19 protein-coding genes are annotated in these 24,129 nt (G+C 74.8%); 11 read left to right on the top strand and 8 right to left on the bottom strand.

Annotation, left to right across the window (positions count from 1 at the left end):
* Nucleotides 1–227: 227 nt before the first annotated feature.
* Complete coding sequence (locus ABD324_RS24290) at nt 228–2,996, bottom strand: helix-turn-helix transcriptional regulator (RefSeq protein ID WP_344421402.1); 2,769 nt, start codon at nt 2,994–2,996, stop codon at nt 228–230.
* A gap of 131 nt (nt 2,997–3,127) precedes the next feature.
* Here ABD324_RS24290 and ABD324_RS24285 point away from each other — a divergent pair, with 131 nt between their 5' ends.
* The 3 genes from ABD324_RS24285 to ABD324_RS24275 all read left to right on the top strand — a co-directional run bounded on the left by ABD324_RS24285 (nt 3,128) and on the right by ABD324_RS24275 (nt 5,836).
* On the top strand, nt 3,128–4,093 hold the full coding sequence (locus ABD324_RS24285) for an alpha/beta hydrolase (RefSeq protein ID WP_344421399.1): 966 nt from the start codon (nt 3,128–3,130) through the stop codon (nt 4,091–4,093).
* 77 nt (nt 4,094–4,170) lie between these two features.
* The gene (locus tag ABD324_RS24280; RefSeq protein WP_344421396.1) at nt 4,171–5,127 is read left to right on the top strand and encodes an alpha/beta hydrolase; all 957 of its coding nucleotides are present in this window, start codon (nt 4,171–4,173) and stop codon (nt 5,125–5,127) included.
* A 13-nt stretch (nt 5,128–5,140) separates the two neighbouring features.
* Entirely contained in the window at nt 5,141–5,836 is a 696-nt protein-coding gene (locus ABD324_RS24275; protein WP_344421392.1) for an alpha/beta fold hydrolase, read from the top strand.
* 39 nt (nt 5,837–5,875) lie between these two features.
* Here the strand turns inward: ABD324_RS24275 and ABD324_RS24270 are convergent, their stop codons facing one another.
* The 4 genes from ABD324_RS24270 to ABD324_RS24255 form a co-directional block, all read right to left on the bottom strand.
* The gene (locus ABD324_RS24270) at nt 5,876–6,964 is read right to left on the bottom strand and encodes a LacI family DNA-binding transcriptional regulator (protein WP_344421389.1); all 1,089 of its coding nucleotides are present in this window, start codon (nt 6,962–6,964) and stop codon (nt 5,876–5,878) included.
* A gap of 140 nt (nt 6,965–7,104) precedes the next feature.
* On the bottom strand, nt 7,105–8,547 hold the full coding sequence (locus ABD324_RS24265) for an MFS transporter (protein ID WP_344421386.1): 1,443 nt from the start codon (nt 8,545–8,547) through the stop codon (nt 7,105–7,107).
* A 109-nt stretch (nt 8,548–8,656) separates the two neighbouring features.
* Nucleotides 8,657–9,772 (bottom strand): glycerate kinase, encoded by a 1,116-nt coding sequence (locus tag ABD324_RS24260; RefSeq protein ID WP_344421383.1) that lies wholly within the window; start codon nt 9,770–9,772, stop codon nt 8,657–8,659.
* A complete protein-coding gene (locus tag ABD324_RS24255; RefSeq protein WP_344421381.1) occupies nt 9,769–10,548 on the bottom strand; it encodes an SDR family NAD(P)-dependent oxidoreductase in 780 nt (259 codons plus the stop codon). Before ABD324_RS24255 ends, ABD324_RS24260 begins: the two co-directional genes overlap by 4 nt.
* Nucleotides 10,549–10,729: 181 nt before the next feature.
* On the opposite strand from ABD324_RS24255, the gene ABD324_RS24250 reads away from it, so the two are divergent.
* Genes ABD324_RS24250 through ABD324_RS24235 form a run of 4 tightly spaced genes read left to right on the top strand, consistent with a single transcriptional unit; the run spans nt 10,730 to nt 15,196 of the window.
* Nucleotides 10,730–11,887 carry a DUF993 family protein gene (locus ABD324_RS24250; protein WP_344421378.1) on the top strand — a complete coding sequence of 386 codons (1,158 nt, stop codon included), beginning with the start codon at nt 10,730–10,732 and terminating at the stop codon, nt 11,885–11,887.
* The gene (locus tag ABD324_RS24245; protein WP_344421375.1) at nt 11,887–12,717 is read left to right on the top strand and encodes a sugar phosphate isomerase/epimerase family protein; all 831 of its coding nucleotides are present in this window, start codon (nt 11,887–11,889) and stop codon (nt 12,715–12,717) included. The genes ABD324_RS24250 and ABD324_RS24245 overlap by 1 nt, the downstream gene beginning before the upstream one ends.
* A gap of 32 nt (nt 12,718–12,749) precedes the next feature.
* The gene (locus ABD324_RS24240) at nt 12,750–14,390 is read left to right on the top strand and encodes an acyl CoA:acetate/3-ketoacid CoA transferase (RefSeq protein WP_344421372.1); all 1,641 of its coding nucleotides are present in this window, start codon (nt 12,750–12,752) and stop codon (nt 14,388–14,390) included.
* Nucleotides 14,387–15,196 carry an enoyl-CoA hydratase/isomerase family protein gene (locus ABD324_RS24235; protein WP_344421369.1) on the top strand — a complete coding sequence of 270 codons (810 nt, stop codon included), beginning with the start codon at nt 14,387–14,389 and terminating at the stop codon, nt 15,194–15,196. The genes ABD324_RS24240 and ABD324_RS24235 overlap by 4 nt, the downstream gene beginning before the upstream one ends.
* A 14-nt stretch (nt 15,197–15,210) precedes the next feature.
* Here the strand turns inward: ABD324_RS24235 and ABD324_RS24230 are convergent, their stop codons facing one another.
* Nucleotides 15,211–16,233, bottom strand: a complete 1,023-nt coding sequence (locus tag ABD324_RS24230; RefSeq protein ID WP_344421367.1) for an NAD-dependent epimerase/dehydratase family protein — start codon at nt 16,231–16,233, stop codon at nt 15,211–15,213.
* Nucleotides 16,234–16,290: 57 nt separating this feature from the next.
* Between ABD324_RS24230 and ABD324_RS24225 the strand changes: the two genes are divergently transcribed.
* Nucleotides 16,291–16,725: a MarR family winged helix-turn-helix transcriptional regulator gene (locus tag ABD324_RS24225; RefSeq protein ID WP_344421365.1), complete on the top strand. Its 435-nt coding sequence runs from the start codon at nt 16,291–16,293 to the stop codon at nt 16,723–16,725.
* Between the two features lie 204 nt (nt 16,726–16,929).
* Complete coding sequence (locus ABD324_RS24220; RefSeq protein WP_344421363.1) at nt 16,930–18,222, top strand: FAD-binding oxidoreductase; 1,293 nt, start codon at nt 16,930–16,932, stop codon at nt 18,220–18,222.
* Here the strand turns inward: ABD324_RS24220 and ABD324_RS24215 are convergent.
* Complete coding sequence (locus ABD324_RS24215) at nt 18,209–20,953, bottom strand: AfsR/SARP family transcriptional regulator (protein WP_344421360.1); 2,745 nt, start codon at nt 20,951–20,953, stop codon at nt 18,209–18,211. The genes ABD324_RS24220 and ABD324_RS24215 overlap by 14 nt on opposite strands.
* Before the next feature lie 61 nt (nt 20,954–21,014).
* Nucleotides 21,015–21,905 (bottom strand): hypothetical protein, encoded by an 891-nt coding sequence (locus ABD324_RS24210; protein WP_344421357.1) that lies wholly within the window; start codon nt 21,903–21,905, stop codon nt 21,015–21,017.
* Nucleotides 21,906–22,149: 244 nt separating this feature from the next.
* On the opposite strand from ABD324_RS24210, the gene ABD324_RS24205 reads away from it, so the two are divergent.
* Entirely contained in the window at nt 22,150–22,581 is a 432-nt protein-coding gene (locus ABD324_RS24205; protein ID WP_344421355.1) for a nuclear transport factor 2 family protein, read from the top strand.
* Between the two features lie 339 nt (nt 22,582–22,920).
* Nucleotides 22,921–23,832 carry a hypothetical protein gene (locus ABD324_RS24200; protein WP_344421352.1) on the top strand — a complete coding sequence of 304 codons (912 nt, stop codon included), beginning with the start codon at nt 22,921–22,923 and terminating at the stop codon, nt 23,830–23,832.
* Nucleotides 23,833–24,129: the final 297 nt, after the last annotated feature.

The following is a 24,129-nucleotide window of genomic DNA, read 5'->3' as shown; positions in this document are numbered from 1 at the left end:
CGCGCTTCCGGCCTCGTCGACGGGAGGGAGATCCGGCGGCGCCACCCAGGGCGTGCCGCACCCACTCGCTGCCGGGCGGCACCGACGACGCCCCGGACCTCCTGGCCCGCTGGTCCGGCCGGGATGGTGTCCATTATGGACTCAGAGGTCGCGGGCATCCGGCCACCCGCCGGACGTGCACCCTGAGCCGGGACCGCGGTCCCGGCCGGGGACGAGCAGCCCGCGGCTCAGGCCTCGGGCAGGTCACCGATGAGCTCACGCAGCTGGTGGCGACCGGTGACGCCGAGCTTCGGGTAGGCGGCGTGGAGGTGGGATCCGACCGTTCGGGGAGACAGGTAGAGCTGGTCGGCGATCTCCTTGTTGCGCAGGCCTCGTGCGGCGAGCAGGACGACCTCGCGCTGCTGAGGGGTGAGCGCGGCGAGGGGGTCGGAGACGGCGGGCGAGCTCCGGGCGGATCCGCCGCTGGCGCGGAGCTCGCTCCTCGCGGTCTCGGCGAGGGCAGCCGCGCCGAGCTGGGTGAAGGTGTCGTGGGCGGAGCTGAGCAGCGGGCGGGCCTCGGTGGGGCTGCGGTGCCGGCGCAGCCACCGGGCGTAGTGCAGGCGGGCGAGGGCTCGCTCGAGGGGCCACTGCTGCCCGGCCGGGTCGATGACGGCGAGGCGGTGGCTGCGTTCGACGACGTCGTCCGGGGCGTGTCCCTCGGCGAGGAGCGCCTCGGCCCGGTGCAGCTGCAGGCGCATGCGGGTGGTGGGGTGCTCGCCGTGCGCGGCGCGGACCGCGGCGACGAGCGGGCCGGCCTGGTCCTGGGCGCCGACGGCCCGGGCCGCGACGGCGAGCTCGGCGATCGAGCGGGCCGACAGGAAGTAGTGCAGGGGCCGGCCGGACCGGTCGAAGAGGGCGCGGAGGTGGCGGAACGAGGCCTCGTGATCGCCGGCCAGGCCCGCGGCGAGACCCGCGGCGCGGAGCAGCCGGGCGTGGGTGATGCGGTTCTCGTCCAGTTCGACCGCCGTCCAGGCGGACGGCTCGGGGGAGTGGTCGCAGGTTCCCCGGAGGACGGCGAGCTCGGTGCGCAGGGCGGCGACGTCGGCCTCGAGGTAGCGGTGGCGGTGGACGACGGCGAGGTCGGCGAGCTCGTCGAGGATCGCGGTGGCGTCGGTCCAGCGGCCGGTGTCGATGAGCGCGGAGCCGAGCGCGGGGAGGGTCATGACGACGGAGCCGAGCGGGCCACCGGGGCCGAGCGCGGACCGCGCGCGGCGGAAGGCGTCGACGGCGAGATCGGAGGCGTCGGCGAACCAGGCGGTGGAGCCGAGGCAGAGAAGCCTGACGATCTCGGCCGGGCCGCGCAGCGGCCGGTTGACGGCGGAGCCGGGGCTCTCGAGAACCGCCCGCGCGTACCGCTCCGGCCGGTTCTGGACCCGGATGCTCTCGATCATCGCCGGATGGGTCACGGCGGGCAGCGGTCCGTCGGGATGGTCCGGCTGACCGGCGGTGAGCTGCCGGATGTGCTCGGCCGCCGCGGCGGCGTGCTCGGGGAGCCCGGACTGGACCGCGACGGCGGTCAGCACGCCGGTGAGCGAGATCGCCGTTCCGGGGTGGGGCGGGAGGGCGTGGGCGAGCGAGTGGTCGAGCAGGGCGAACGCCTCGCGTTGATGGCCCGAGAGCGACAGCCCGTGGCCCGCGGCGGTGGCGGCGGCGCCGCGGAGATCGGGGTCGGTGGTGAGCTCGACGACCCTGTCGTGGAGCTCACGGATCCAGGCGGGGTCGCCGTAGTCGTCGGCCGCGGCGATGGCCAGGACGTACCGCCGGGCACGTTCACCGCGGTCCGGGGTGCGTTCCGCCGCGCGCTGGAAGGCCTTCGCGGCGGTGTGCACGCCACCGCGCAGCCGGGCGACCGAGGCGGTCCGTTCGAGTGCGGCCGCCACCTCCTCGTCGGGGGCGATGCTCGCCTCGGCGAGGTGACCGGCGTGCCGGACCGGATCGTCGACCAGGAGGGCGGCGAAGTCGCGATGAGCCTGCAGGCGCAGGCCGGCGGGGGCCGACTCGTAGGCGGCGGCACGCACGAGGGGGTGGCGGAAGGCGACCGCCCGCCGCCCGACGGCGACGAGGCCGGCCTCCTCGGCGGGCCGCCACCCGGACAGGTCGTCGCCGCGCCCGGCCGCGCCCATGATCGTGGCGAGGTCCTCGTGCTGGGCGGCCGCGGCGTAGAGCAGCAGGGTGCGGGTGGTCTCCGGGAGCCGGGCCAGCTGCGCGGCGAACATGTCCTGCAGCCGGGCCGCGGGCGCGGTCCCGGCCTCGCCCAGCCCACCCTCGCGCGCGGCCACCGCGGCGAACTCCACCAGGGCGAGGGGATTGCCCGCCGCCTGGTGGAGGACGTCGACCCGGGTGCTCCCGGTCGGGGGATCGGGGAGGTCGTCGACGAGGCGGGCGGCGGCCACGTCGGACAGCGGCCCGAGCTCGAGCAGCGGGACACCCGCCTCGATCTGGGCCGGGCGGACGGTGGAGCGGGCGGCGAGGAGCAGCGCGATGCGTTCGGTCGTCAGCCTCCGCAGGACGAAGGTGAGCACCTCGCTGGTGTCCCGGTCGACGAGCTGCAGGTCGTCGACGACCACGACGAGGGGCTGTCGGGAGGACACCGCCTCGAGCAGGCCCAGCACACCGGTCCGGATCGCGACGGCCTCCGTCGGTGCCGGTTCGTGCAGCAGCCCGACGGCCGTGCGCAGCGCGCTCCCCGCCTGCGGCGGGAGGGCGTCGATCTGCGGGAGCAGGGGTCTGAGCAGCTGGTTGAGGACGGCGAAGGGCTGGTCCGCCTCGGCCTCGCAGCCCTGGCCACGGAGCACGGCGTGGCCCGCCGCCGCGGCGGCCCCCGCACCCACCTTCAGGAGGCTGGTCTTGCCGGTGCCCGCCTCACCGAGCAGCAGGAGGGACTGCGGGCCGGTGCGCACGCCGTCGACCGCGGCACGGACCCGGCGGATCTCGTCGTCGCGACCGACGAGATCCATGTGTTCTCCTCATGTGCGCCGGCGACCGAACACCCAGTGTGGCGGATCGCGCTCGGCGGCGACAGATCGTGAGTGAGGACGACGTGTCGTCCGGTGGATCTACACTGGACGCCGTCGAGAGGACGGGGCCGATGGCGACGGAGGAGACCGGCTCGTCACCCGAGCTGGACCCGGTGGTGGCGCGGCTCGTCCGGTCGTCGGCCACGCCGCCGTTCCTCGGTGACCTCGGTCCGCACGACGGCAGGCTCGCCCTCGTCGAGTCGCAGGGCTACTCGATGGACCACGACGCGCTGCCCGGGCAGTTCTCGGTCGCCGAGATCGGCCCCACCGGCCTGGTGGGCTTCTGGACGGTCCGTCCGCCCGGCTCCGGTGGCGCCCCGCTGCCGGTCGTGGTCTACCTGCACGGCGGCCGGTTCATGATCGGGGACGCGCACACGCACGCGCGGGCGATCCGCGACCTCGTCACGGCGTCGGGCGCGGCGTTCGTGGTGCCGGAGTACACCCGCACCCCGGAGGCCCGGTTCCCGGTGGCGCTCGAGGAGAGCTACGCCCTGCTGGAATGGGTCGCCGAACACGCCCGGGACCTCGGGTTCGACCCGGACCGGCTCGTCGTGGCGGGCGACTGTGCCGGAGCGACGCTGGCCACCGGGCTGGCCATGCTCAGCCCCCGCCGGGGCGGTCCCGGGCTGCGGGCCCAGCTGCTCTACTACCCGTTCCTCGACGACCGGTGCGACACCGCGTCGCACCGGCTCCTCGGCGACGGGTACCTGCTGACCAGCGGCCAGGTGCGCCGCTACTGGCAGGCGTACCTGCGCGACGGCGACCGTGCCGATCCCGTCGCCGTCCCCGCCCGGGCGACCGCGGCCGACCTCGCGGACATGCCCGAGACGCTCGTGGTGGCGGCCGAGGCGGACGTGCTGCGGGACGAGGGCGAGCGCTACGCGGACCTGCTGCGGTCGGCCGGGGTCGCGGCGAGCTCGACCCGCTACGCGGGGACCGTGCACGACTTCGTGACCCTGCGTCCCCTGGAGGCGACCGCCGCGGCGACCGCCGCGATCGCGCAGGGCGGGGAGTTCCTCCGCCGCGTCCTGAGCTGAGGGGCGACCGACGCAACCTGCGGGGTCTACGTCGTTCGACCGATGCTCGGACGAGTACGGCACGCAACGCTGGCCCGGTGACCGACAAACCCGTGCTGGAGCCCGCTGCCCAGGACTTCGCCGACGCGACGAGCAAACCGCCCTTCCTCTACGACCTCGGCCCCGTCGAGGGCCGCACGACGGTCGACCAGGTCCAGGCCGGGGACGGCGTCGACCGACCGGACGCCGAGGTCACCGACCTGACGGTGCCCGGCGGCCCGTCCGGCGAGGTCTCGATCCGGATCCTCAGGCCGGCCGGCGCGACCGGCCCGCTGCCGGTGGTGTTCTACACCCACGGCGCGGGCTGGGTCTTCGGCAACGCCCACACCCACGACCGGCTGATCCGCGAGCTCGCCGTGCGCGCGGACGCCGCCGTGGTGTTCACGAACTACAGCCTCTCCCCGGAGGCGCGCTACCCCACCGCGATCGAGGAGATCTACGCGGCGCTGCAGTGGGTGGCCGCGAGCGGCGCCGAGCAGGGCCTCGACCCCACCCGGATCGCCGTGGCCGGCGACTCCGTCGGCGGGAACATGACCGCCGCGATCACTCTGCTGGCCAAGCAGCGCGGCGGGCCCGCGCTGGCCGGGCAGGTGCTGTTCTACCCGGTCACGAACGCCGCGTTCGACACCGCGTCCTACGAGGAGTTCGCCACCGGCTACTTCCTCTCCCGCGACGGCATGCACTGGTTCTGGGACCAGTACACGACCGATCCCGCCCAGCGCGCCGAGATCACCGCGTCCCCGCTGCGCGCCACCCTCGACGACCTCGCCGGGCTCCCCGAGGCCCTGGTCCTCGTCGGGGAGGCGGACGTCCTGCGCGACGAGGGCGAGGCGTACGCCGCGAAGCTGCGGTCCGCCGGCGTGCCGGTCACCGCGCTGCGCTTCCAGGGGATCATCCACGACTTCGTGATGCTCGACGCCCTGCGCGACACCCACGCAGCCCGCACCGCCACGTCGCTGGCCGGCCAGTTCCTCCACCGCACCCTCCACCCCTGACAGGAAGCCCCCCATGCCTCAGCCCACCGTGGTCCTCGTGCACGGCGCCTTCGCCGACGCCGCCAGCTACGCGCCCGTCGTCACCGAGCTGCTGTCCTCGGGCGTGACCGTGCGGGTGCCCGCCGTGCCCAACCGCAGCCTGATCGGTGACTCCGAGTACATCGCCTCGGTCGTCCGCGCGATCGACGGCCCCGTCCTGCTCGTCGGCCACTCCTACGGCGGCGCGGTGATCACCGTCGCCGGCGCCGAGGACAACGTCGTCGGCCTGGTCTACCTCGCCGGGTACGTCCTGGAGGTGGGGGAGAGCCTCGGCGAGCTGCAGGGCCGCTTCCCCGACTCCCCGCTCGGTACCGCGCTCGTGCAGACCCCCTACCCGGGCGGCGTCGACATCACCGTCGACATCGAGAAGTTCCCGTCGATCTTCGCCGCGGACGTCGATCCCGAGCTGGCGAAGGTCCTCGCCGTCGGGCAGCGGCCCCTCGCCTACGCCGCCTTCGGCGAGGCGGCACCGGCCGCCGCGTGGAAGACCAAGCCCAGCTGGGGCGTCGTCTCCTCGTCCGACACCACCATCAACCCGGACGTCGAGCGCTTCGGCTACGAGCGCGCCGGCGCCACGGTGACCGAGATCGACTCCTCGCACCTGGTCATGCTGTCGCACCCCAAGGAGGTCGCGGACATCATCCGCACCGCGCTCACGGCGGTGAGCTGAGCAGCGCGGACCGGGCCCGGACCGGCCGCCCACGGCTGGTCAGCGGGCAGGGCCGCTCGACTCCCGGGTGATCAGGGTCGCGGTGAGGAGGGTGGTCGTCTCGCTCGGGTTCGCCTTCTCCAGCGCCTCCTGCAGCAGCTGCCAGGCCTGCCGCCCGAGAGCGTCGCGGGGGCTGCTGGCCGTGGTGAGGGTGGGGGAGACGTGGCTGCCGATGGCGATGTCGTCGAACCCGGTGACCGAGATGTCGCCGGGGACGTCGAGGCCCAGCTCGCGCAGCCGGGAGATCACGCCGATCGCGGCCAGGTCGTTGAAGCAGACCAGAGCGGTGGGCTCGTGGGCGAGGGCGGCGTCCACGGCGGCATACCCGGTCTCGAGGGTCCCCTCCGCCTCGACCCGGGCGGCGTCGATGCCCAGGACGCGGCCGCTCGTCCGCACGGCGCGCCAGCGCTCGCGGTCCTGCCAGGCGAGCTCGGAGCCGGAGACGTAGACGACGCGGCGGTGTCCGAGTCCGGCGAGGTGGGCGCAGATCTCGAGCGTGGCCGTGAAGCTGTCGACCCCGACCATGGGCAGGTCGACTCCGGGCTCGACACGGTTGACCAGCACGACCGGGACGGTCTGGCGGGCGAGGTCGCGCAGCCGCGGCAGGTCCAGGCGGGAGGACAGCAGCGCGAGCCCGTCGACGTGCCCCATCAGGTCCCAGGCCGTGGCGAACTCGTTCGCGGGGTCGCCGGCGTGGTCGGCGATGAGCAGCCGGAACCCGGTGTCCGCCGCGGCGCGGTGCATGCCCTTGACGACGTCGTGGAAGTAGGCGTTGCCCAGATCGGGCATCAGGACGCCGATGTTGCGCAGCCCACCGAGGGCGAGCCCGCGGGCGGCCTCGGAGGGCCGGTAGGACAGCTGCTCGGCGACCTCGCGCACCCGTTGCGCCAGTGCGGGACTGACCGTCGAGACCCCGCTCATCACGCGGGAGACGGTGGCGGTCGAGACACCGGCGGCGGCGGCGACGGTCCGGATGGTCGCCTTGCGCGACGCGGGGGGCGGCGTGGCCTCGCTCGACACGCGTCGGCCCCCCTGCTCCGGGCGCGACCCGGTGTCCGCCACGTCGCGATCGTAGGCGGTCGTGGCCATGGTTCACCTCCGAGCCGGGCGACGCGAGGTCGCGGGGAGGGCGAGCACCCCGCCGGCGCGGTGCCGGCGGGGTGCGGGCCGGGGAGCGGTGGAGCGAGGGGGTGTGCGGGCGGGGCCCGACCGGTCCCGCCCGCACGGTGTCACGCGGGCTGCCGCAGGGCGTCGACGGCGTCGCGCGGGTCCTCCAGGTCCCGGTCCGTGGGGTCGGGGGTGACGAAGGTCGTCGCGACCGTGATCGCGCACAGCAGCGCGGTGTAGCCGGCGAGCCAGACCCAGGAGCCGAGCCCGGCGCCCGGGGTGCCCGATCCGCCGTCCGCGGCGACGACGGCCGCGATGATCGCGGCGCCGAGCAGCGGGGCGAGCCCGCCGGAGAGGACCGCGGAGACCTCACGGGCGACGGACACCCCGAGGTAGCGGTGCCGGGAGCCGAAGAGTTCGGTCATGAATGCGCTCTGCGAGCCGAACATGCCCCAGGTGCCGATGCCGAGGGCCAGCGAGATCACCACGATGGTGATCACGGTGCTGCCCCGGCTCAGCGCCCACCAGACCGGGAACGCGGCGACCAGTTGGAAGGTCGCGAACCCGCGGTAGACCTTCACCCTGCCGAACCGGTCGGTCAGCCGTCCCGCGATCGGGACCATGACGGCGCCGAGCGTTGCCGCGAACACCAGTGAGAGGGCGCCGATGGGGCCCTTGACCCCGACGGCCGCCGAGGTCACGTAGGCGACGGCGAGGGCCTGGTAGATCGACGACGAGCCGTTCTCCGCCAGCCGCAGGCCGATGCCGCGCAGCAGGGTCGGTCGGGAGTTCGACAGCAGCTCGCGCAGCGGGTGCTCGGCGATCTGGTCGCGCGCCTCGAGCTTGCGGAAGGTGGGGGACTCCTTGAGCCGCAGCCGCAGCCAGACCGCGACGGCGATGATCACGATGCTGGCCAGGAACGGGATGCGCCAGTGCCAGGTGGAGGTGATGGCGTCCTTGCCCGCCGAGTAGAGCAGGAAGTAGATCAGGGCGGCGGCGACCGTGCCCACCTGCACGCCCATGAACGGCAGCGATGCGAAGAACCCGCGGCGCCGCCGCGGCGCGTACTCGGTCATGAGGATCGACGCCCCGGCCATCTCCGCGCCCGCGCCGAGACCCTGCACGACCCGCAGCAGGATCAGCAGGACCGGGGCGAGGATGCCCACCCCGCCCGCGCCGTACCAGTCGCCCTCGGCACCGTCGTACGTCGGCAGCAGGCCGATCAGGGTGCTGGCCGCGCCCATCATGGCGACCGTGGCCATCAGCACGAACTTGCGGCCGAGCCGGTCGCCGAGGCGCCCGAACACGATCCCGCCGATCGGCCGCACGAGGAAGCCGATGAAGTAGGTGCTGAAGCTGAGGATCAATCCGGTGGTGGGATCCGCGCCGGGGAAGAACAGCGGACCGAAGATCAGCGCGGAGGCCAGGCTGTAGAGCGCGAAGTCGTAGTACTCCAGCGCGCTGCCGATCGAGCTGGCCCAGGCCGCGCGACGCAGGTCGGCGGTCGTGACCTGGGCGTCGTCGGGCGGCGGGGTGGGGGTGTCGGCCTGAACGGGCTTCGTCATCGTCATCGATCTCTCTGTGTCAGGCAGTCGTGGAGCAGTGTGGACGAGGTGCGGTCGAACGGGACGTGCTGCCCGCGATCGGGTGATCGGGGACGGGCGAGGGGCCGGGTCAGGCCCGCGCGGCGCCGAGCCCGCGTGCTGCGGCGGCCGCGGCCTGCCGGAGCCACCAGCGCGGACGTCGGGTTGCGCTGTGCCGGGACCCGGCGATCGCGGTGAGGTCGAGCCCGAGGTCCGGGGGCCTGTCCTCCAGCCGTCCGGCGACGACGACGGTGCGCAGGCCGTGCTCCCGGGCGCGGTCCAGCAGCGATCCGACGACCTTGCCGGTGGCGGAGGTGCGGTCGTAGCAGCCCTCGCCGGTGACGAGGACGTCGCAGGTGGGCAGGGTCGCGGTGAGGCCGGTGAGATCGGCGATCCGGGCGGCGCCGTCGACGATGCGGCCGCCCCAGGCGCCGAGCCCGTACCCGGCTCCGCCCGCCGCGCCGGTGCCCGGCCGGTCCGGGTCGTGGGGCAGCGCGGCGCCGACCACCTCGGCGAAGTGGCCGAGGGCGGCGTCGAGCGCCTCGATCTGCGCCGCGTCGGCACCCTTCTGCGGGCCGAACACCTGAGCCGCCCCGGCCGGCCCGGTGAGCACGGCGCGGGTGTCGACGAGCAGCTCCACGCCGCCCTCCGGAGCCGCCACCAGGTTGTCGAGATCGATCCGGTCCAGCGCGGCGAGCGCGGCGCCGCCGGGCGGCAGCGGGGACCCCTCCGAGTCGAGCAGGAGCGCGCCGAGGCCGGTCAACGCCCCCGCGCCGCCGTCGGTCGAGGCCGACCCGCCGAGCGTGACGCACAGCGCGCCGGCGCCCGCGGCGAGCGCGGCCCGAACGACCTCGCCGAGGCCCCGGGTGCCGGCGTTCATCGGGTCGAAGCGGTCGAGCAGCGGCAGCCCGCTGCTCTGGGCGAGCTCCACGACGGCCGTCCCGTCGGGAAGCTGCACCCAGCGGCCGGGCACCGGAGTGCCGACGGGGCCGGTGACCGGACCGGCGTCCCGCCAGGTCGCGCCGGGCACCGCCGCGGCGATCGCGTCCGCGGTGCCCTCACCGCCGTCGGCCTGGGGGAGGAGAACGAGCTCGTCGCGGGGGCGCTCCCGATGCCAGCCGCGGGCCAGCGCGTCCGCCACCTCGGCGGCGGTGGCGGTGCCCTTGAAGGAGTCCGGTGCGACCAGCACCCGTAGCGGCCGGCTCATGTGATCGAGTAACCGCCGTCGACCGGCAGGACCGCTCCGGTCACGTAGCGGGCCGCGTCGCAGGACAGGAACGACACGACGTCGGCGATGTCCCCGCCGTCGGCGAGCCTGCCGAGCGGGATCCGGGTCATGACCCGGTCCCGGAGCTCCTGCCGGTCGAGCACCGCGGCCGTCATCGGGGTGACCACGTACCCGGGGGCGACGGCGTTGACCCGGACGCCCAGCGGGCCGAGCTCGACGGCCAGGCCCTTGGTGAGCTGCAGCAGCCCGGCCTTGGTGGCGCCGTAGGGCACGATCCCAGCGACCGCGCGGTCCGAGGACAGCGACACGATGTTGGTGATCGACCCGTGGTGGGCGGCGAGCGGTTGCACGGCGGCCTGGACGAGCCGGTAGGCGGCGGTCAGGTTGACCGCGAGCAGTCGGTCCCAGTCCTCGGGGGTGATGTCGACGGCGGCGGTGCGGACCTGGATCCCGGCCGCGTTGACCAGGATGTCCAGCCTGCCGGTGGCGTCGGTGACCTGCTCGACGATCCGGCCCGGCACCTCCGGATCGGTGAGGTCGCCGATCACGGCGAGCCCGCCGACCTCGGCCGCCACGGCCCGTGCCCGGTCGTCGGTGTCCACGACGGCGACGGTCGCGCCCCGGGCCGCGAACGCGGTCACGATCGCGGACCCGATCCCGCCCGACCCGCCGGTCACCACGGCGGTGCGGCCGTCGAGTGCGCTCCGGGTGGACCGGAGCCCTCCGTCCCGGGCGGTGTCCTGGCTCGAGGTCATCTCGTCACACCTTCCTTGGTGCGTGGCGCGGGCCGGCTCGGCGGCGTCGGTGTCCCGGACCCGATGTCGGTAACCGGATACTCGCGCATCTAGCCTTCCGGCAACAGGTCCTTGTCCTGCTGGGGCAGGACCGTATACCGTCCTGCCGGTCCACACAAGAAACCGGTTACTGGGAGAGCCAATGAGGGCGACCGACCTGCCCGCCGCTGATGGGTCCCTGCGTCGGCACACCTTCGGACCGGCCGCCGACCTGCCGGCGCACGCCGCACCCGCCACCTCGCGGCTCGCCTACGCCGCGGCGCACCTGGTCGCCGATCCGCTGCGGGCGTCCGCCGCCGGTGGCCCGGACCAGATCGACTGGGACGCCACGCTGCGCCTGCGCCACTGCCTCTGGGACCTCGGCCTGGGCGTGGCCGAGGCCATGGACACCTCGCAGCGCGGGATGGGCCTGGACTGGCCCGCCGCGCGGGAGCTCGCGCACCGGTCGCTCGCGGAGGCCCGCACCCGCGACGCGAAGGTCGTCGTCGGCATCGCCACCGACCAGCTCGGCCCGGGGACGGTCGAGCTCGCCGCGGTCCGGGACGCCTACCTCGAGCAGCTCGCCGAGATCGAGGGCGCGGGTGGCGAGGTCGTCCTGATGGCGAGCCGGCACCTCGTGCGGGCCGCCCGGGACGCCGACGACTACCTGTCCGTCTACGACACCGTGCTGCGTGAGGCAGCTCGCCCGGTCGTCCTGCACTGGCTCGGGGAGGTGTTCGACCCGGCGCTGGCCGGCTACTGGGGCCACGACGACCCGGACAAGGCGATGACCGTGGTCACCGACCTCGTCGCCGCGCACACCGACGCGGTGCGCGGGATCAAGGTCTCGCTGCTCGACGCGGACCTGGAGCGCGAGCTGCGCCGCAGGCTGCCGGCGGGCGTGCACCTGTTCACCGGGGACGACCACCACTACACCGACCTCGTCGCCGGGGACGGCGTGCGCCACAGCGACGCGCTGCTCGGCGCGTTCGCCGTGGTCGGGCGCTACGCCGCCGCCGCGCTCGCCCGTCTCGACGAGGGCGACGAGGCCGGCTTCCGCGCGATCCTGGCCCCGACCGAGCCGCTGTCCCGGCTGGTGTTCGCCGCCCCGACGCGGTTCTACAAGGTCGGCGTCGCCTGGCTCGCCTACCTCGACGGCGCCCAGGACCACTTCCGGATGGTCGGCGGGTTCGAGACCGGCCGCAGCCTGGGCCACCTCGGTGACCTCGTCCGCGCCGCGGACGCGATCGGCCTGTTCACCGATCCCGGGGCGACGGCCACGCGGGCGGCGCGCTACTTCTCCGCGCACGGGATCGGCTGATGGACCTCGCTGGCTGCAGCCTCAACTCGGTCACCGTCCGCTCGGCGTCGCTGCCCGAGCTGGTCGACCTCGCCGCGGGCCACGGGTTCGGCGGGGTCGGGTTCTGGCGCGACGCCTATGCCGACCTCGGCGTGGCGGATGCGGCGCGGCGGGCCGCGGACAGCGGCCTGCGGGTGACGAGCGTCTGCCGGGGCGGGATGTTCCCGCAGCCCACGGCCGAGCTGCGGACCCGGATCCACGAGGACAACCTGCGGGCGATCGAGGAGGCGTCCGTCCTGGGCGCCGACTGCCTGGTCCTGGTCTGCGGCCCCGCACACGACCGGGACCTCGCCGGGGCGCGCACCCAGATCGCGGACGGGATCGCCGCGTTGCTCGACCAGGCCGAGGCCGCGGGCGTCCCGCTGGCCGTCGAGCCCCTGCACCCGATGATGGCCGCCGACCGCTCGGCCATCACGTCGCTCGGCGAGGCCGTCGAGCTCGTCGAGCGCTTCGCCTCGCCGTGGGTGGGGCTGGCGGTCGACACGTACCACGTCTGGTGGGACGTCGCGCTGCCCGAGCTGATGGCCCGGGCGGGTGCCGCGCTGCACTCCGTGCAGGTGGCGGACTGGGTGCTGCCCGTCCACGGCCAGCTGTCCAGCCGCGGGATGCCCGGCGACGGGCACGTCGACATGGCCGGGTTCGTGGAGCTCGCCCGCACGGTGGGCTACCGCGGGCTCGTCGAGGTCGAGATCCTCAGCGACCACTGGTGGGCCCGGCCGCCCTCCGAGGCCGCCCGGGCCGCCGCCGAGGCGCTGCGCCGCATCCCCGAGCCCGCCTCCCTCCCGTCCTGACACCGCCGTCTCCTGCGAAGGGCCACACCGACATGCATCGTCCCGAGATCCTCACCGCCCGGCGCGCCGCCGACCTGATCGCGGACGGCGACATCGTCTCCGTCAGCTCGTCCTCCGGCCTCGGCTGCCCCGACGCCGTGCTGGCGGGCATCGGCGAGCGCTTCGCCGAGACCGCGGGCCCGCGCGGGCTGACCACGCTGCACCCGATCGCCGCCGGTGACATGTCGGGGATCAAGGGCATCGACCACCTCGCGCGGCCGGGCCTGCTGTCCCGGGTGGTGGCGGGGTCCTATCCCTCGGGCCCGTCGTCCGCCGAGGCGCCGAGGATCTGGCAGATGATCGACGCGGGTGAGGTGGAGGCCTACAACTTCCCATCCGGGGTCCTCCACCAGATGCACCGGGCCGCCGCGGCCAGGCAGCCCGGGGTCTTCACGAAGGTCGGGCTCGGGTCCTTCGTCGACCCCGACGAGACCGGCGGCCGGATGAACGACGCCACTCCCGCCGCCTACGTGCGCCGCGAGCAGCTCGACGGCCAGGAGTGGCTCTACTTCCCGGCCATCACCCCGGACGTGGCGATCATCCGCGCCACCACCGCCGACGAGAACGGCAACCTCACCTTCGAGGACGAGGCCTCCCCCCTCGGCGCACTCGACCAGGCCTACGCCGCCCACAACACCGGCGGCGTCGTGATCGCCCAGGTCAAGCGCACCGCCGAGGCGGGCAGCCTCGACCCGCAGGCGGTGCGCGTCCCGGGCGTCCTGGTCGACGCGGTGGTCGTCGCGCCGGAGCAGCTCCAGACCACCCAGACGCTGTACGACCCCGCCCTCTCCGGGCAGCTGCGCCGTCCGCTGTCGGTCTTGGAGCCGGTGCCGTTCGGTCTGGAGAAGGTCATCGCGCGCCGGGCGACCCGCGAGCTGCACTCCGGCGAGATCGTCAACCTCGGCTTCGGGGTGTCCGCCCTCGTGCCCCACGTGCTCGTCGAGGAGGGTCTCGCCGGCGCGGTCAGCTGGGTCATCGAGCAGGGCGCCGTCGGCGGGGTCCCGCTGCGGGACTTCGTGTTCGGGGTCGCCCAGAATCCCGACGCCATCATGCAGAGCAGCGACCAGTTCACGCTGTTGCAGGGCGGCGGCTTCCACCGCGCCATGCTGTCCTTCCTCGAGATCGACGAGCACGGCTCGGTCAACGTCCACCACCTCGCCCGGTGCCGCCACGTCACCGCGGGGGTGGGCGGGTTCGCCGACATCGTCTCGGCCGCGCCGGAGATCGTGTTCGTCGGCTCGTTCACCGCCGGGCGCCGGGACGTCTCCCTCGCCGGCGGCGGGCTCACGATCACCCGGGACGGGGCCCACACGAAGCTCGTCAAGAAGGTCGCCTCGCCGACGTTCTCCGGACGCCGGGCGCTCGAGCGGGGGCAGAAGGTCACCTACGTGACGGAACGGGCCGTGCTGAGCCTGCGTCCCGAGGGCCTGACCGTCACCGAGATCGCGCCCGGCGTGGACCTCGAGCGGGACGTGCTCGCCCGCTCGGAGTTCCCGCTGCAGGTCGGCGACGAGCTGACCACGATGGACGCCGCGCTGTTCGATCCGGCGCCGCTCGGGCTGACCCTGAGCCCCGCCGCGCCGCACGCCCGGATCGCCGCACTCGCCGCCATGACCGCGAAGGCGGACCGATGACCAGCACCGAGCCCACCACACGTCCGACCGTCCGCGGCGAGATCACTCTCAGCCACAGCCATCAAGGCCTGGTCACGACGATCCTGATCGATCGTGCGGCCAAGCTCAACGCGCTCACCCTGGAGCTGCTCGCCGACCTCGACGCCTGCCTCGATCAGGTCGCCGCGTCCACGGCCCGCGTCGTGGTCGTGCGGACCGCCGGGAGCAGGGTCTTCTGCGTCGGGGCCGACATCGGGGTGTTCTCCCAGCTCGCCGCCTCCGACATGTGGCGCCGCTGGATCAGCGTCGGGCACCGCGTGTTCGACCGCCTCGCCCGCCTGCCCCAGCCCACGATCGCGGTCCTGGACGGCCTCGCGGTCGGCGGCGGGCTGGAACTCGCACTGGCCTGCGACCTGCGCATCGCCGACCAGAACGCCACCTTCGGGCTGCCCGAGAACGGCCTGGGCACGGTCCCCGGCTGGGGCGGCACGGCTCGGCTCACCGCCGCGGTCGGCGCCGCCCGCGCGAAGGAGCTGATCTTCACCCGTCGCCAGGTCGATGCCCACACCGCGGAGGCCTGGGGCATGGTCAACAGGGTCACGTTCGGCGCTCTCGACGAGGAGGTCGACGGGTACGTCGCGGACATGCTCGGCTCCGCCCCGATCGCCCAGCAGGTGACCAAGCAGCTCATCGACGCCGCCGTCGCCGGTGCCCCTGCCGCCGTCCTGGAAGGCATCGCGAGTGGCTTCACCGCCCACACCGACGACTTCGCCGAGGGTGTGCGAGCGTTCCTGGACAAACGAGCCCCCGCATTCCGCGCCGGCTGAGCACGCCGACCCGTTCACGGGGCAGCGGCGCTCACTCCGACCAGGGCGTCCGCCGTGTCGACGATCGTGGTGCCGACGTCGCGGGTGGTCCAGCCGAGCTCGGTGCGCGCCTTGCCGTTGTCGACGTCGCGGGTGATGCCGAGCTCGTCGACGATCATCCTCAGGTGGGGGTTGAAGCGGGCCATGACCCGGACGACGGTGTCGGGCAGCTGCCGTGTCGGGACCTTCCGGGAGTGCTCGGGGAGGCGGGCGCGCAGGATGTCGGCGACGTCGCGGTACCAGAGGAACGTGCCGGAGCCGTGGTAGCGCCGGCCGATCGAGATCGGGTTCTCGAGGGCCAGGACGTGGAGCCGGGCCTCGTCGCGCACGTCGACGATGTTCCAGCCGAGGCGGGGCAGCGCGGGCATCGCCCCGTCGAGGAGCCTGCGGACGACGTCGATGGTCCCCGCCCGGCCGGGTTCGCCCACGGGTGGGCCCTGCATGAAGGACGGGAGGACCGCGGTGAGCTGCAGGCCGAGCTCGTCGGCGAGCTCCCAGGCGAGCTTCTCGGCGTGGATCTTCGAGTCGGGGTAGGCGTGCGCGGGTCGCCCGGAGGGCTCCGCCCACATCTCCTCGGTCGCGGTGTCCGCCGGATCGGCGGGATTGGCCGTGACGCCGGACGAGGTGAACACGACGCGCCGAACGTCGGCCCGGGCCGCGGCCGTGAGCACGCGCCGGGTGCCCTCACGGGCCGAGACGATCAGGTCGGCAGTGGCGTCGAAGGGCATCGGCGACGCGGTGTGGAGGACGGCGTCGACGCCACGGACCGCGTCGGCCCAGCCCTCGTCGTCGAGCAGGTCGGCGCGCACGAGCTCCAGCTCGCCGGGTCCGGTGCTGCGGGACACGATCGCGCGGCGGGCCGGTTCCGCGCGGTCGACGTCGCGCACCGTGCCTCGCACGCGGTACCCGCGGTCGAGGAGCTCGACGATCACCCACCCCGCGAGGTAGCCGGTGGCGCCGGTGACCAGAACGGTGCCCGAGGGGCTGCTGCCGGCCATGTCGTTCTCCTAACTCATTGAGTGAACTCACTGACTTTCTCACAGTATCATGGCCACGTGAGCACCGACGGGGCCGACGACAAGGCGAGGATCATCCAGCTGATGATTGAGATCGCCGGGATCGCGAACGTGGCGATCGCGGCGACCCTGCGCGAGTTCGCCGCCCCGGCATCGGCCGGGGAGGCGCTGCGGATCCTCGCGACCAGCGACGTTCCCGTCACGCCGCGGGACCTGGCGCGTGGCCTCGATCGCGACCCGTCCACGGCCAGCCTGCTCGCGGACAAGCTCGAACAGGCCGGCCTGGTGGCCCGGAACCCGCACCCCACCGACGGCCGCAAGCGGGTCCTGGTCCTGACGGAGCGCGGCCGACAGCTCGGTGACGCGCTGCGTGATCGTCTGCACGACGCGGTGCTGCTCGACCGGCTGACCCCGCCGGAGCGCCGGGTGCTGCTCGACCTGCTCGACCGGATGCGGCTGTCCCGTCCGGTCTGAGGAGTCCGCACCGGCAGTGCTGCCGCAACGCTCGTCCGGGCCTGGTGTGCGTCCGCGGCGAAGACCTCCGGGCGGTTGCCACGGCGATCCGGCGCTTGATGCCTCGCACCGTGGCCCGCGCGGCTCGCGCTCACTTCAACCGCGGGTGAAGGCGGGTTGAAGGCGGCTCCGGGACGGTGGGCTCATCCGCGAAAGGAGCACGCCATGTCCCTCACCCTCCACCGCCCCGGCACCCCGGCCTACGACGCCGCCCGTGCGGGCTTCGACCTCTCCGCGATCCCCGAGCCGGACCTCGCCGTGTCCGCGACCTGCGAGGCCGACGTCGCCGCCGCGGTCGGGTACGCCGCGCAGCGGGACCTCCCGGTCGCCGTCCGGGCGACCGGGCACGGCCCGGTCCGCGGCGTGACCGGCGGCGTCCTCGTCGACACCCGGGCGATGCGCTCGGTCCGGATCCAGGGTCGGTCCGCGGTCCTGGGAGCCGGCACGACGTGGACGGACGTCCTGGCCCGCTGCGCGCCGCTCGGGCTGGCGCCGCTGTGTGGATCGGCGCCGGACGTCGGTGCCGTCTCCTACAGCCTCGGGGGTGGCCTCGGCCCGCTCGGCCGCGCGCACGGCTGGGCCGCCGATCACGTCCGGCGGCTCCGTCTCGTCACCGCCGACGGCGAGGTCCGCACGGTCGACGCGTCGGAGCCGGACCTGTTCTGGGCGGTGCGCGGGGGCGGCGGGAACTTCGGCGTGGTCACCGAGCTGGAGACGGACCTGGTGCGCGTCGAGCAGCTCTACGGCGGCGGGCTGTTCCTGCCGGGGGAGTGCGCGGGCGAGCTGCTCGCGGCCTTCGGGCAGGTGACGGCCGCGGCCCCGGACGCCCTGAGCCTCTCGGTGGCCTTCGTGACGTTCCCGCCGGCCGCCCCCGCGCCGCTGCGCGGGCGCTTCCTCGCCCACCTGCGGGTGGCCCACCTGGGCGATCCCCGCGAGGCCGAGGCCCTGCTCGCCCCGCTGCGCGCGGTCGCGGAACCGGTGCTCGACACCGTCCGGCCGCTGGGGATCGACGAGATCGGCACCATCCACGCCGACCCCGTCGCACCCATGCCCGTGAGCTGCGGCGGCGCGATCCTGCCGCGGTGGGACGAGGCGGCCATCACCGTCCTGCTCACGGAGATCGGGCCGGCGACCCCGCACATGCTGGAGCTGCGCCACCTCGGCGGCGCGCTCGCAGAGCCGGCCGACACGTCGGTCGGTCACCGGTCGGCCCTGTACTCGGTGTTCACCTCGGCCTACCCGGGCGGTCCGGCGGAGGTGCAGACGTCCTTCTACCGGCGGCTGGAGCCGTGGAGCGGTGGCCGGTCGCTCTACAACTTCACGGCCCACCCGGACAACACGCCCGCCGACGCGTGCGGGGCGTTCGAACCGCCGATCCTCGACCGGCTCCGCCTGGTGAAGAAGGAGTGGGACCCGCAGAACCGCTTCCGCTTCGCCCTGCCCTTCACCCCGCGATGATCTGGGCCAGGGTCAGGTCCGCGCCCGCCCGCCACGCCTTCTCGTAGTCCGACGGCGACAACGCGGCCCGGGCGCGGGCGCGCAGCCCGTCGGTCTCCGGCGCCGAGCGCCACTCGAGGCCCTCGCGGTTGCGCTGGGCGCGGGCGGCCGAGTAGAGGCGCACCGCGGCCGAGTGGTCGCCGGCGAGGGCGAGGAAGTTCGCCCGCATCTCCACGAACGCCCCGCCCAGCTCCCCGCCCTCGGCCAGGTGCAGCTCGATGACCCGCTCCGACCAGGTCATCCCGACCTCGGCCGCGCCCGCGGCGAGCGCGGCGTAGCTGCCGGCGCGGGCGACCATCCACGCCGCGACGTCCAGGTCCGACGCCCGGGCCCGCGGGTACACGGCCTCGGCGCGCTCCAGCGTCGTCGTCGGGTCGACGAGATCGCTCTCGACGAGGCTGCGGGTCGCGTCGGCGAGCACCTCCAGCACCGGGTCGCCGCCCGGGATGCGGTCGAGGAGCCGCCGTCCGGAGTCGGGGTCGCCCGCCGACCACAGGTTCCCGGCCTGGATGGCGACGTCGAGGCCGAACGCCCCCGTCTCGGCGGGCGCGATCCGGTCGGCCACGGCCAGCCCGAGCTCGCTGTGCGCGCGGCTGCGGTCGAGCCGGCCCTGGTGGGCGAGCATCTTGGCCAGTCCGAGGTGGACCCACGCGACGGCGAGGGCGTCGTCCGGGTCCACGGCGACGCACGCGAGCTCCAGCCAGCGCACCGCCTCGACCAGCTGCCCGCGGTAGTACCAGTAGCCGTGCAGCCAGCCCGCCGTGCGTGCCGCCGCGGGCCCGGGCCGCTCCACCAGCCCGCGGGCGAGCATGGCGCGGACGGTGGCGTAGTCGTCGTCGACCGTGCGGTAACGGCGGCGCAGGTCGAGCCGGTCGGTGCGGGACCCGACGGTCGCCAGCGCCTCCACCCAGGCGTCGCGACGGTCGAGGGTCTGCTCGGTCTCCCCGGCCAGTTCGTGCGCGGCGTGCGCCCGGACGACGACGAGCTGCCGGAACAGCGTCGGCCCGCCGCGCCCCGGTGCGGCGGTGAGCAGCGAGCGGTTGACCAGCATGGCGAGCAGGTCCGCGGTCTCGTCGACGGGCAGCCCCGCGGTCGCGGCGGCGGCCCGCAGCCCGAACGGCCCGGGCAGCACGGCCAGCCTGCGGTGCACGCGCTGCTCGTCCGGGGTGAGCAGGCGGTGCCCCCAGTCCAGTGCGGACTGCAGGGACTGCCGTCGCTCCGTGCCGGGGCGCCCGATCCGGGACAGCCGGACGGGATCGGCGCGGATCTGGTCGCGGATCTCCTCCAGGCCGTAGACGCGGGCGCGGGCGGCGGCGAGCTCGATGGCCAGCGGGAGCCCGTCGAGGGCCGCGCAGATCTCGGCCGTCCGCTCCCGGACCTCGCCGGTGATCGCGAGCGCCGGCGCGGCCGTGTGCAGCCTCTCGAGGAACAGGTCCACCCCGGCCGCGGCGAGCGGGGCGACCGGGTAGAGCGCCTCGCCGTCGAGGTCGAGCGGCTCGCGGCTGGTCGCCAGCACCGTCACCGCCGTGCCCGCACCGAGCACCGTCGTCACGGCCCTGGCCGCCTCGGCCAGCACGTGCTCGCAGTTGTCGACGACCAGGAGCATGCGCCGCCCGCGGACCGCGGTGCGCAGGGCCTCCTCGGCCGAGCCCGCCGTGGCCGCGGTGCCGCCGATCGTCGCGCCGACGACCTCGGCGACCGGTCCGCCGGCCTCCACCGCGGCCAGGTCGACGAACCACACGCCGTCCGGGTACCCGGGCGCCACCTGCCGGGCGACCTCCACCGCCAGCCGGGTCTTCCCGGTGCCCGCGGTCCCCGTGAGCGTGACGAGCCGGTGGTCGCCCAGCAGGCCGGTCACCGCACCCAGTTCGGACTCGCGCCCCAGCAGCCCGGTCATCGTCGCGGGCAGGCGGATCTCCTGCGCCTGGGGCCGGGTTTCCGGCGCTGCCTCCGGGACGGGCCCGGAGCCGCCCTCCAGGACCTGCCGCTGGACCTCGCGCAGCTCGGCGCCGGGGGTGATCCCCAGCTCGTCGCGCAGGGTGCGGCGGACCTCCTCGTAGACGGCGAGGGCCTGGTCGGTGCGGCCGCAGCGGTGCAGCGCCGTCATCCGCAGCGCCTGCAGGTGCTCGCGGAACGGCCACTCCCGGACGAGGACGTCGAACTCCGGGAGCGCGCGCTCGGGGTGGCCGGAGCGGATCAGCGCGTCCAGCCGACGCTCGGTGGCCTGGGCCTTCAGCTCGGTCATCCGGGCGACCCACGCCGGGACCCCGGGAGGCGTGCCCCGCCACAGCCCGAGCGCCTCGTCGCAGCGGGCGAGGCACTCCGTGGGACGGGCCGGGTCGGCCTCGTCGACCAGCGCGGCGAACCGCAGCGAGTCGAGCTCCTCGGGCGCGACGCGCAGCCGCAGCCCGTCGCCCTGTTTGAGCAGGACGGCGGGCGGGGCACCGGTCGCGCGGCCCGGTTCGAGCTGCTTGCGGAGCCGGAAGACGTGGGAGTCCACCGTGCGCCAGGCGCCCTCGGACGCCGACTCGCCCCAGACCGCGTCGACCACGGTGTCGACGGGGACGAGCTCGTTCGCGTGGACTGCGAGGAGTCCGAGGATCGCGGCCGGGACCCGGCCGCGGATCGGCTCGCGGCGCCCATCGACGGAGACCTCGAGCGGCCCGAGATCGTGCACCCGCAGCTCGCTCACACGCTCCGCCCGTGTCGTGGGTACCGCCCCGCGACGACTCTAGTACGGCGCTGGTAGCGCCCTAGTACTGCCAGGTGAGGGTGATCGACCCGTTTCCGGCCACGGTGGCGGTGCCGTAGGAGAGCCCGGAGACGACGCCGTCGTCGGCCCAGGTGCCACCGGCACCGCCGCCCCCGCCCCCGCCGCCGCCGAACTGGCCGCCGTCGCCGTAGCGGCCGCCGACGTTCCCGCCGCCACCCCCACCGCCGTCGCCGCCGTCCCAACCGCCGTGGCCACCGGAGCCGCCCGCGGGCCCGGGCATGTCCTCCGACGGGCCCTCGGTCCCGCCGCCGGGACCGTGACCCGCCGTACCGGCATTGCCCGTCTGGGCGCCCGAGCCTCCCGCGCCGCCGCTCTCGATGCCCTTGGCACCGCCGCCCCCGCCGCCGCCCGCCCAGATCGTGGTGCCGGCGACGGCCACGGTGCTGGCACCGCCGCCCCCACCGCTGGTCCACTCGTCGGTGCTGTAGCCGGTGAGGCCCGCACCGCCGGTGCCGCCCCCGCCGCCCCATCCGCCCGCGGAGCTCGTCGCGCCATCGCACCCGTCGGTGGAGCCCGCCCCGCCGACCGACACGGTGAGCGTCTGGCCCGCCGTGACGGGCACGGTGCCGGTGACGACGCCGCCCGTGCCGCCCGCGGCCGCGCCGGTGGCGGCGGTGCAGGCGGCATGGCCCGCGGAGGTCTCGCCCTGCCCGACGCCGCCGCTGCCGCCCGTCGCGGTGACCGTCACGCCGGTGGCGCCCGCCGGAACGGTCACGGTGACCGGGGCGCCCGTGTAGGAGTAGGTCTGCGGAGCCGAGTCGGCGAGGTCGTCGCCGAGGCCGGCCGCCTGCGCCGTGCCGCAGCCGGCGAGCAGGGCCGCGCCGAGTGCGGCCGAGGCCGTGATGCCGAGGATCGTGTTCTTCGAGGTCATGGGACGCAGCGTCGGCGCGGTGGCTTCAAGCCGGCTTCACACTCGTCGTGAACCCGGTTTGAAGGGCCCGAAGGTCGAGATGCTCCTCGGCGAGATCGGCATCATCCACAGTGCACGCCGGCCGAGGCCCGCGGTACCTTCGATGCCGCGACCCCTCGACCGGCTGCGGGAGAGGAAGCAGACGGAGGATCCGACCGACGGTTCCGGTTCGCCGTCCGGGTCCCTGACCGGGGAGGAGGAAGCCATGAGCACCAGCGCTTCCACGACCGGGGCCACCCGCGCCTTCCTCGTCGAGTGGTTCGACCGCCTCGCGGCGACCGGCTTCGACGGTGGCGTGTTCCTCGGCGCCCTGTCCGACGACCTCGTCTGGACGGCCACCGGGACCTCGCCGGTGTCAGGGACCTTCCGCGGCAAACAGGCCTACGTCGACGGTGTCTGGCGCCCCCTCGACCAGCACCTGCAGCGGTGGCCCCGGGCCGAGGTCCTGCGCATCCTCGCCGACGGCGAGTGGGCGACCGTGGAGTTCCGCGGCGTCGGCGGGCTCGGCGTCAACGGGCTGGACTACTCCCTGCAGTACTGCTGGGTGCTCCGGGTCGTCGGAGACGAGATCACCGAGGTCGTCGGTTACTACGACCAGACGCAGGTCGAGGCACTGTTCGCGCCGCCGGCGGTATGACCGACCGGCCGATCGTCGGCCACCCTGGCCACGGACGGACCGACCTGCGCCCGTGCTGAAGCGCGGACTTCCCTCCCGACGGACGCCGGCTCGGCCGATGCGCCGGTGGCGCTGGTGATCGGTACTGCCGTGCGGAAGTGACGGTGCCGTTGCCCCGCACGGCAACCGGCTGCCCACGCAGTGGCCGAGGGGCGTCCGGTACCTACGTCGCTCGCCTTCAACACGGCTTCACGAGATGCGTCGCCGCCGCCCGCCGGACTTGCTGCCTCCTTGAAGGCCCGCCACGCAGAGTCTCCTCACGAACCGGCCGACCGGCCGGACGACCGAGGGGACACACCCATGACCAGCACCCGTACCTCCGCCCGCATGCTGCTCGCCGTCGCGGGCCTCGCGACCGGTGCCGCGCTCCTGACCGCGTGCGCCGGTGGCGCCGCGAGCGACAGCCTCGACATCGCCGGCGGTCAGCCCGCCGTGGCTGCGCCTGCGGCATACCTCCCCACCGGCTGTTCGGGAAGCGGTACCAGCTGGACCCAGCCGCTCGCGCTGAGCTGCCGCTACACCGGTTCCGCCATCAGCTACACCGTGCCGCAAGGGGCGACCGGCATGAAGATCGCGATCACCGGCGGCTCGGGCGGCCAGTCGAACCCGGCACACGGCGGTGACGCGACCTCGATCACCGGTACCTGGCCGGTCAGCGGTGGGCAGACGTTGGGCGTCTTCGTCGGCGCGCAGGGAGCCGGCGGCGGCAACACGCCCGGCGACGGTCTCGGGGGCGGCGGGGCCGCGGCCGGTGGCGCTGCCGGATGCACCGACGCCGGCGGCGGGGGCGGCGCCTCCCAGGTCACCCTCGACGGGGCGCCGGTGGTCGTCGCCGGCGGGGGCGGCGGCGGCGCCGCACAGGGCTTGTTCCCCGGCAGCGACAACGGTGGGTGGGGTGGCTCGATGGGCAACAGCGGAGACAACGGCACCGGCCCGGGCCACGGAGGCGCCAACTCCGGCCTTTCCGGTTCCGCTCTGACGGCCGGGACCGTGGGCGGCGGCGCCTCGGACGGTGGCGGCTGTGGGGGCGGTGGTGGCGCCGGCTGGGGCGGCGGCCAGGGCGGCAACGGCGGTGGGTTCGGCGGGGGCGGTGGTGCGGGCGGTTCCGCGGGCGGCTCCTACGCGAGCCCCTCGGCCACCGACGTCACGAAGGCGGGCGGCAGCTCGGCCAGCGATGGTTCCGTGACGGTCACCTGGGTCTACGGATTCTGACCACCGGGTCCGATCCTCGTTCGTGCTGGTCAGGATCCCGGCGCGCGGGTCAGGTCGACCATCACCGACGATGGCCGTTCGTCTCGGTCATCTCCGGTGAGCGGGACCAGAACGGTGACTGATGACGACGGTATCCATCCCTCTCCGGTCGCGACGACGGTGAGTGGGACGGTCCGCGCCTGCGGGCTGGCGCGGCGGCCGCGGCGTCGATCTCCCAGGCCGAGCATCCGGCAGGGTCGCAGGGTGTGGAGGAGGTCGACGCCGCTCGCCGGCCCGGCGTCGGCGCCGGCGAGGAGG

It is taken from the genome of Pseudonocardia ailaonensis (assembly GCF_039531635.1).
GTDB lineage: Bacteria > Actinomycetota > Actinomycetes > Mycobacteriales > Pseudonocardiaceae > Pseudonocardia > Pseudonocardia ailaonensis.
The sequence above is the reverse complement of the archived record's forward strand: the minus strand, read 5'-3'. Positions and strand labels throughout refer to the sequence as shown.

What these genes read in the sequence shown, in the direction of transcription:
- ABD324_RS24230 (WP_344421367.1), bottom strand. Translation starts at nt 16,233, where the DNA reads ATGGCCGGCAGCAGCCCCTCGGGCACCGTTCTGGTCACCGGCGCCACC.
- ABD324_RS24235 (WP_344421369.1), top strand. Translation starts at nt 14,387, where the DNA reads ATGACCAGCACCGAGCCCACCACACGTCCGACCGTCCGCGGCGAGATC.
- ABD324_RS24260 (WP_344421383.1), bottom strand. Translation starts at nt 9,772, where the DNA reads ATGAGCCGGCCGCTACGGGTGCTGGTCGCACCGGACTCCTTCAAGGGC.
- ABD324_RS24250 (WP_344421378.1), top strand. Translation starts at nt 10,730, where the DNA reads ATGAGGGCGACCGACCTGCCCGCCGCTGATGGGTCCCTGCGTCGGCAC.
- ABD324_RS24205 (WP_344421355.1), top strand. Translation starts at nt 22,150, where the DNA reads ATGAGCACCAGCGCTTCCACGACCGGGGCCACCCGCGCCTTCCTCGTC.
- ABD324_RS24290 (WP_344421402.1), bottom strand. Translation starts at nt 2,996, where the DNA reads ATGGATCTCGTCGGTCGCGACGACGAGATCCGCCGGGTCCGTGCCGCG.
- ABD324_RS24265 (WP_344421386.1), bottom strand. Translation starts at nt 8,547, where the DNA reads ATGACGAAGCCCGTTCAGGCCGACACCCCCACCCCGCCGCCCGACGAC.
- ABD324_RS24285 (WP_344421399.1), top strand. Translation starts at nt 3,128, where the DNA reads ATGGCGACGGAGGAGACCGGCTCGTCACCCGAGCTGGACCCGGTGGTG.
- ABD324_RS24200 (WP_344421352.1), top strand. Translation starts at nt 22,921, where the DNA reads ATGACCAGCACCCGTACCTCCGCCCGCATGCTGCTCGCCGTCGCGGGC.
- ABD324_RS24220 (WP_344421363.1), top strand. Translation starts at nt 16,930, where the DNA reads ATGTCCCTCACCCTCCACCGCCCCGGCACCCCGGCCTACGACGCCGCC.
- ABD324_RS24255 (WP_344421381.1), bottom strand. Translation starts at nt 10,548, where the DNA reads ATGACCTCGAGCCAGGACACCGCCCGGGACGGAGGGCTCCGGTCCACC.
- ABD324_RS24210 (WP_344421357.1), bottom strand. Translation starts at nt 21,905, where the DNA reads ATGACCTCGAAGAACACGATCCTCGGCATCACGGCCTCGGCCGCACTC.
- ABD324_RS24240 (WP_344421372.1), top strand. Translation starts at nt 12,750, where the DNA reads ATGCATCGTCCCGAGATCCTCACCGCCCGGCGCGCCGCCGACCTGATC.
- ABD324_RS24275 (WP_344421392.1), top strand. Translation starts at nt 5,141, where the DNA reads ATGCCTCAGCCCACCGTGGTCCTCGTGCACGGCGCCTTCGCCGACGCC.
- ABD324_RS24245 (WP_344421375.1), top strand. Translation starts at nt 11,887, where the DNA reads ATGGACCTCGCTGGCTGCAGCCTCAACTCGGTCACCGTCCGCTCGGCG.
- ABD324_RS24270 (WP_344421389.1), bottom strand. Translation starts at nt 6,964, where the DNA reads ATGGCCACGACCGCCTACGATCGCGACGTGGCGGACACCGGGTCGCGC.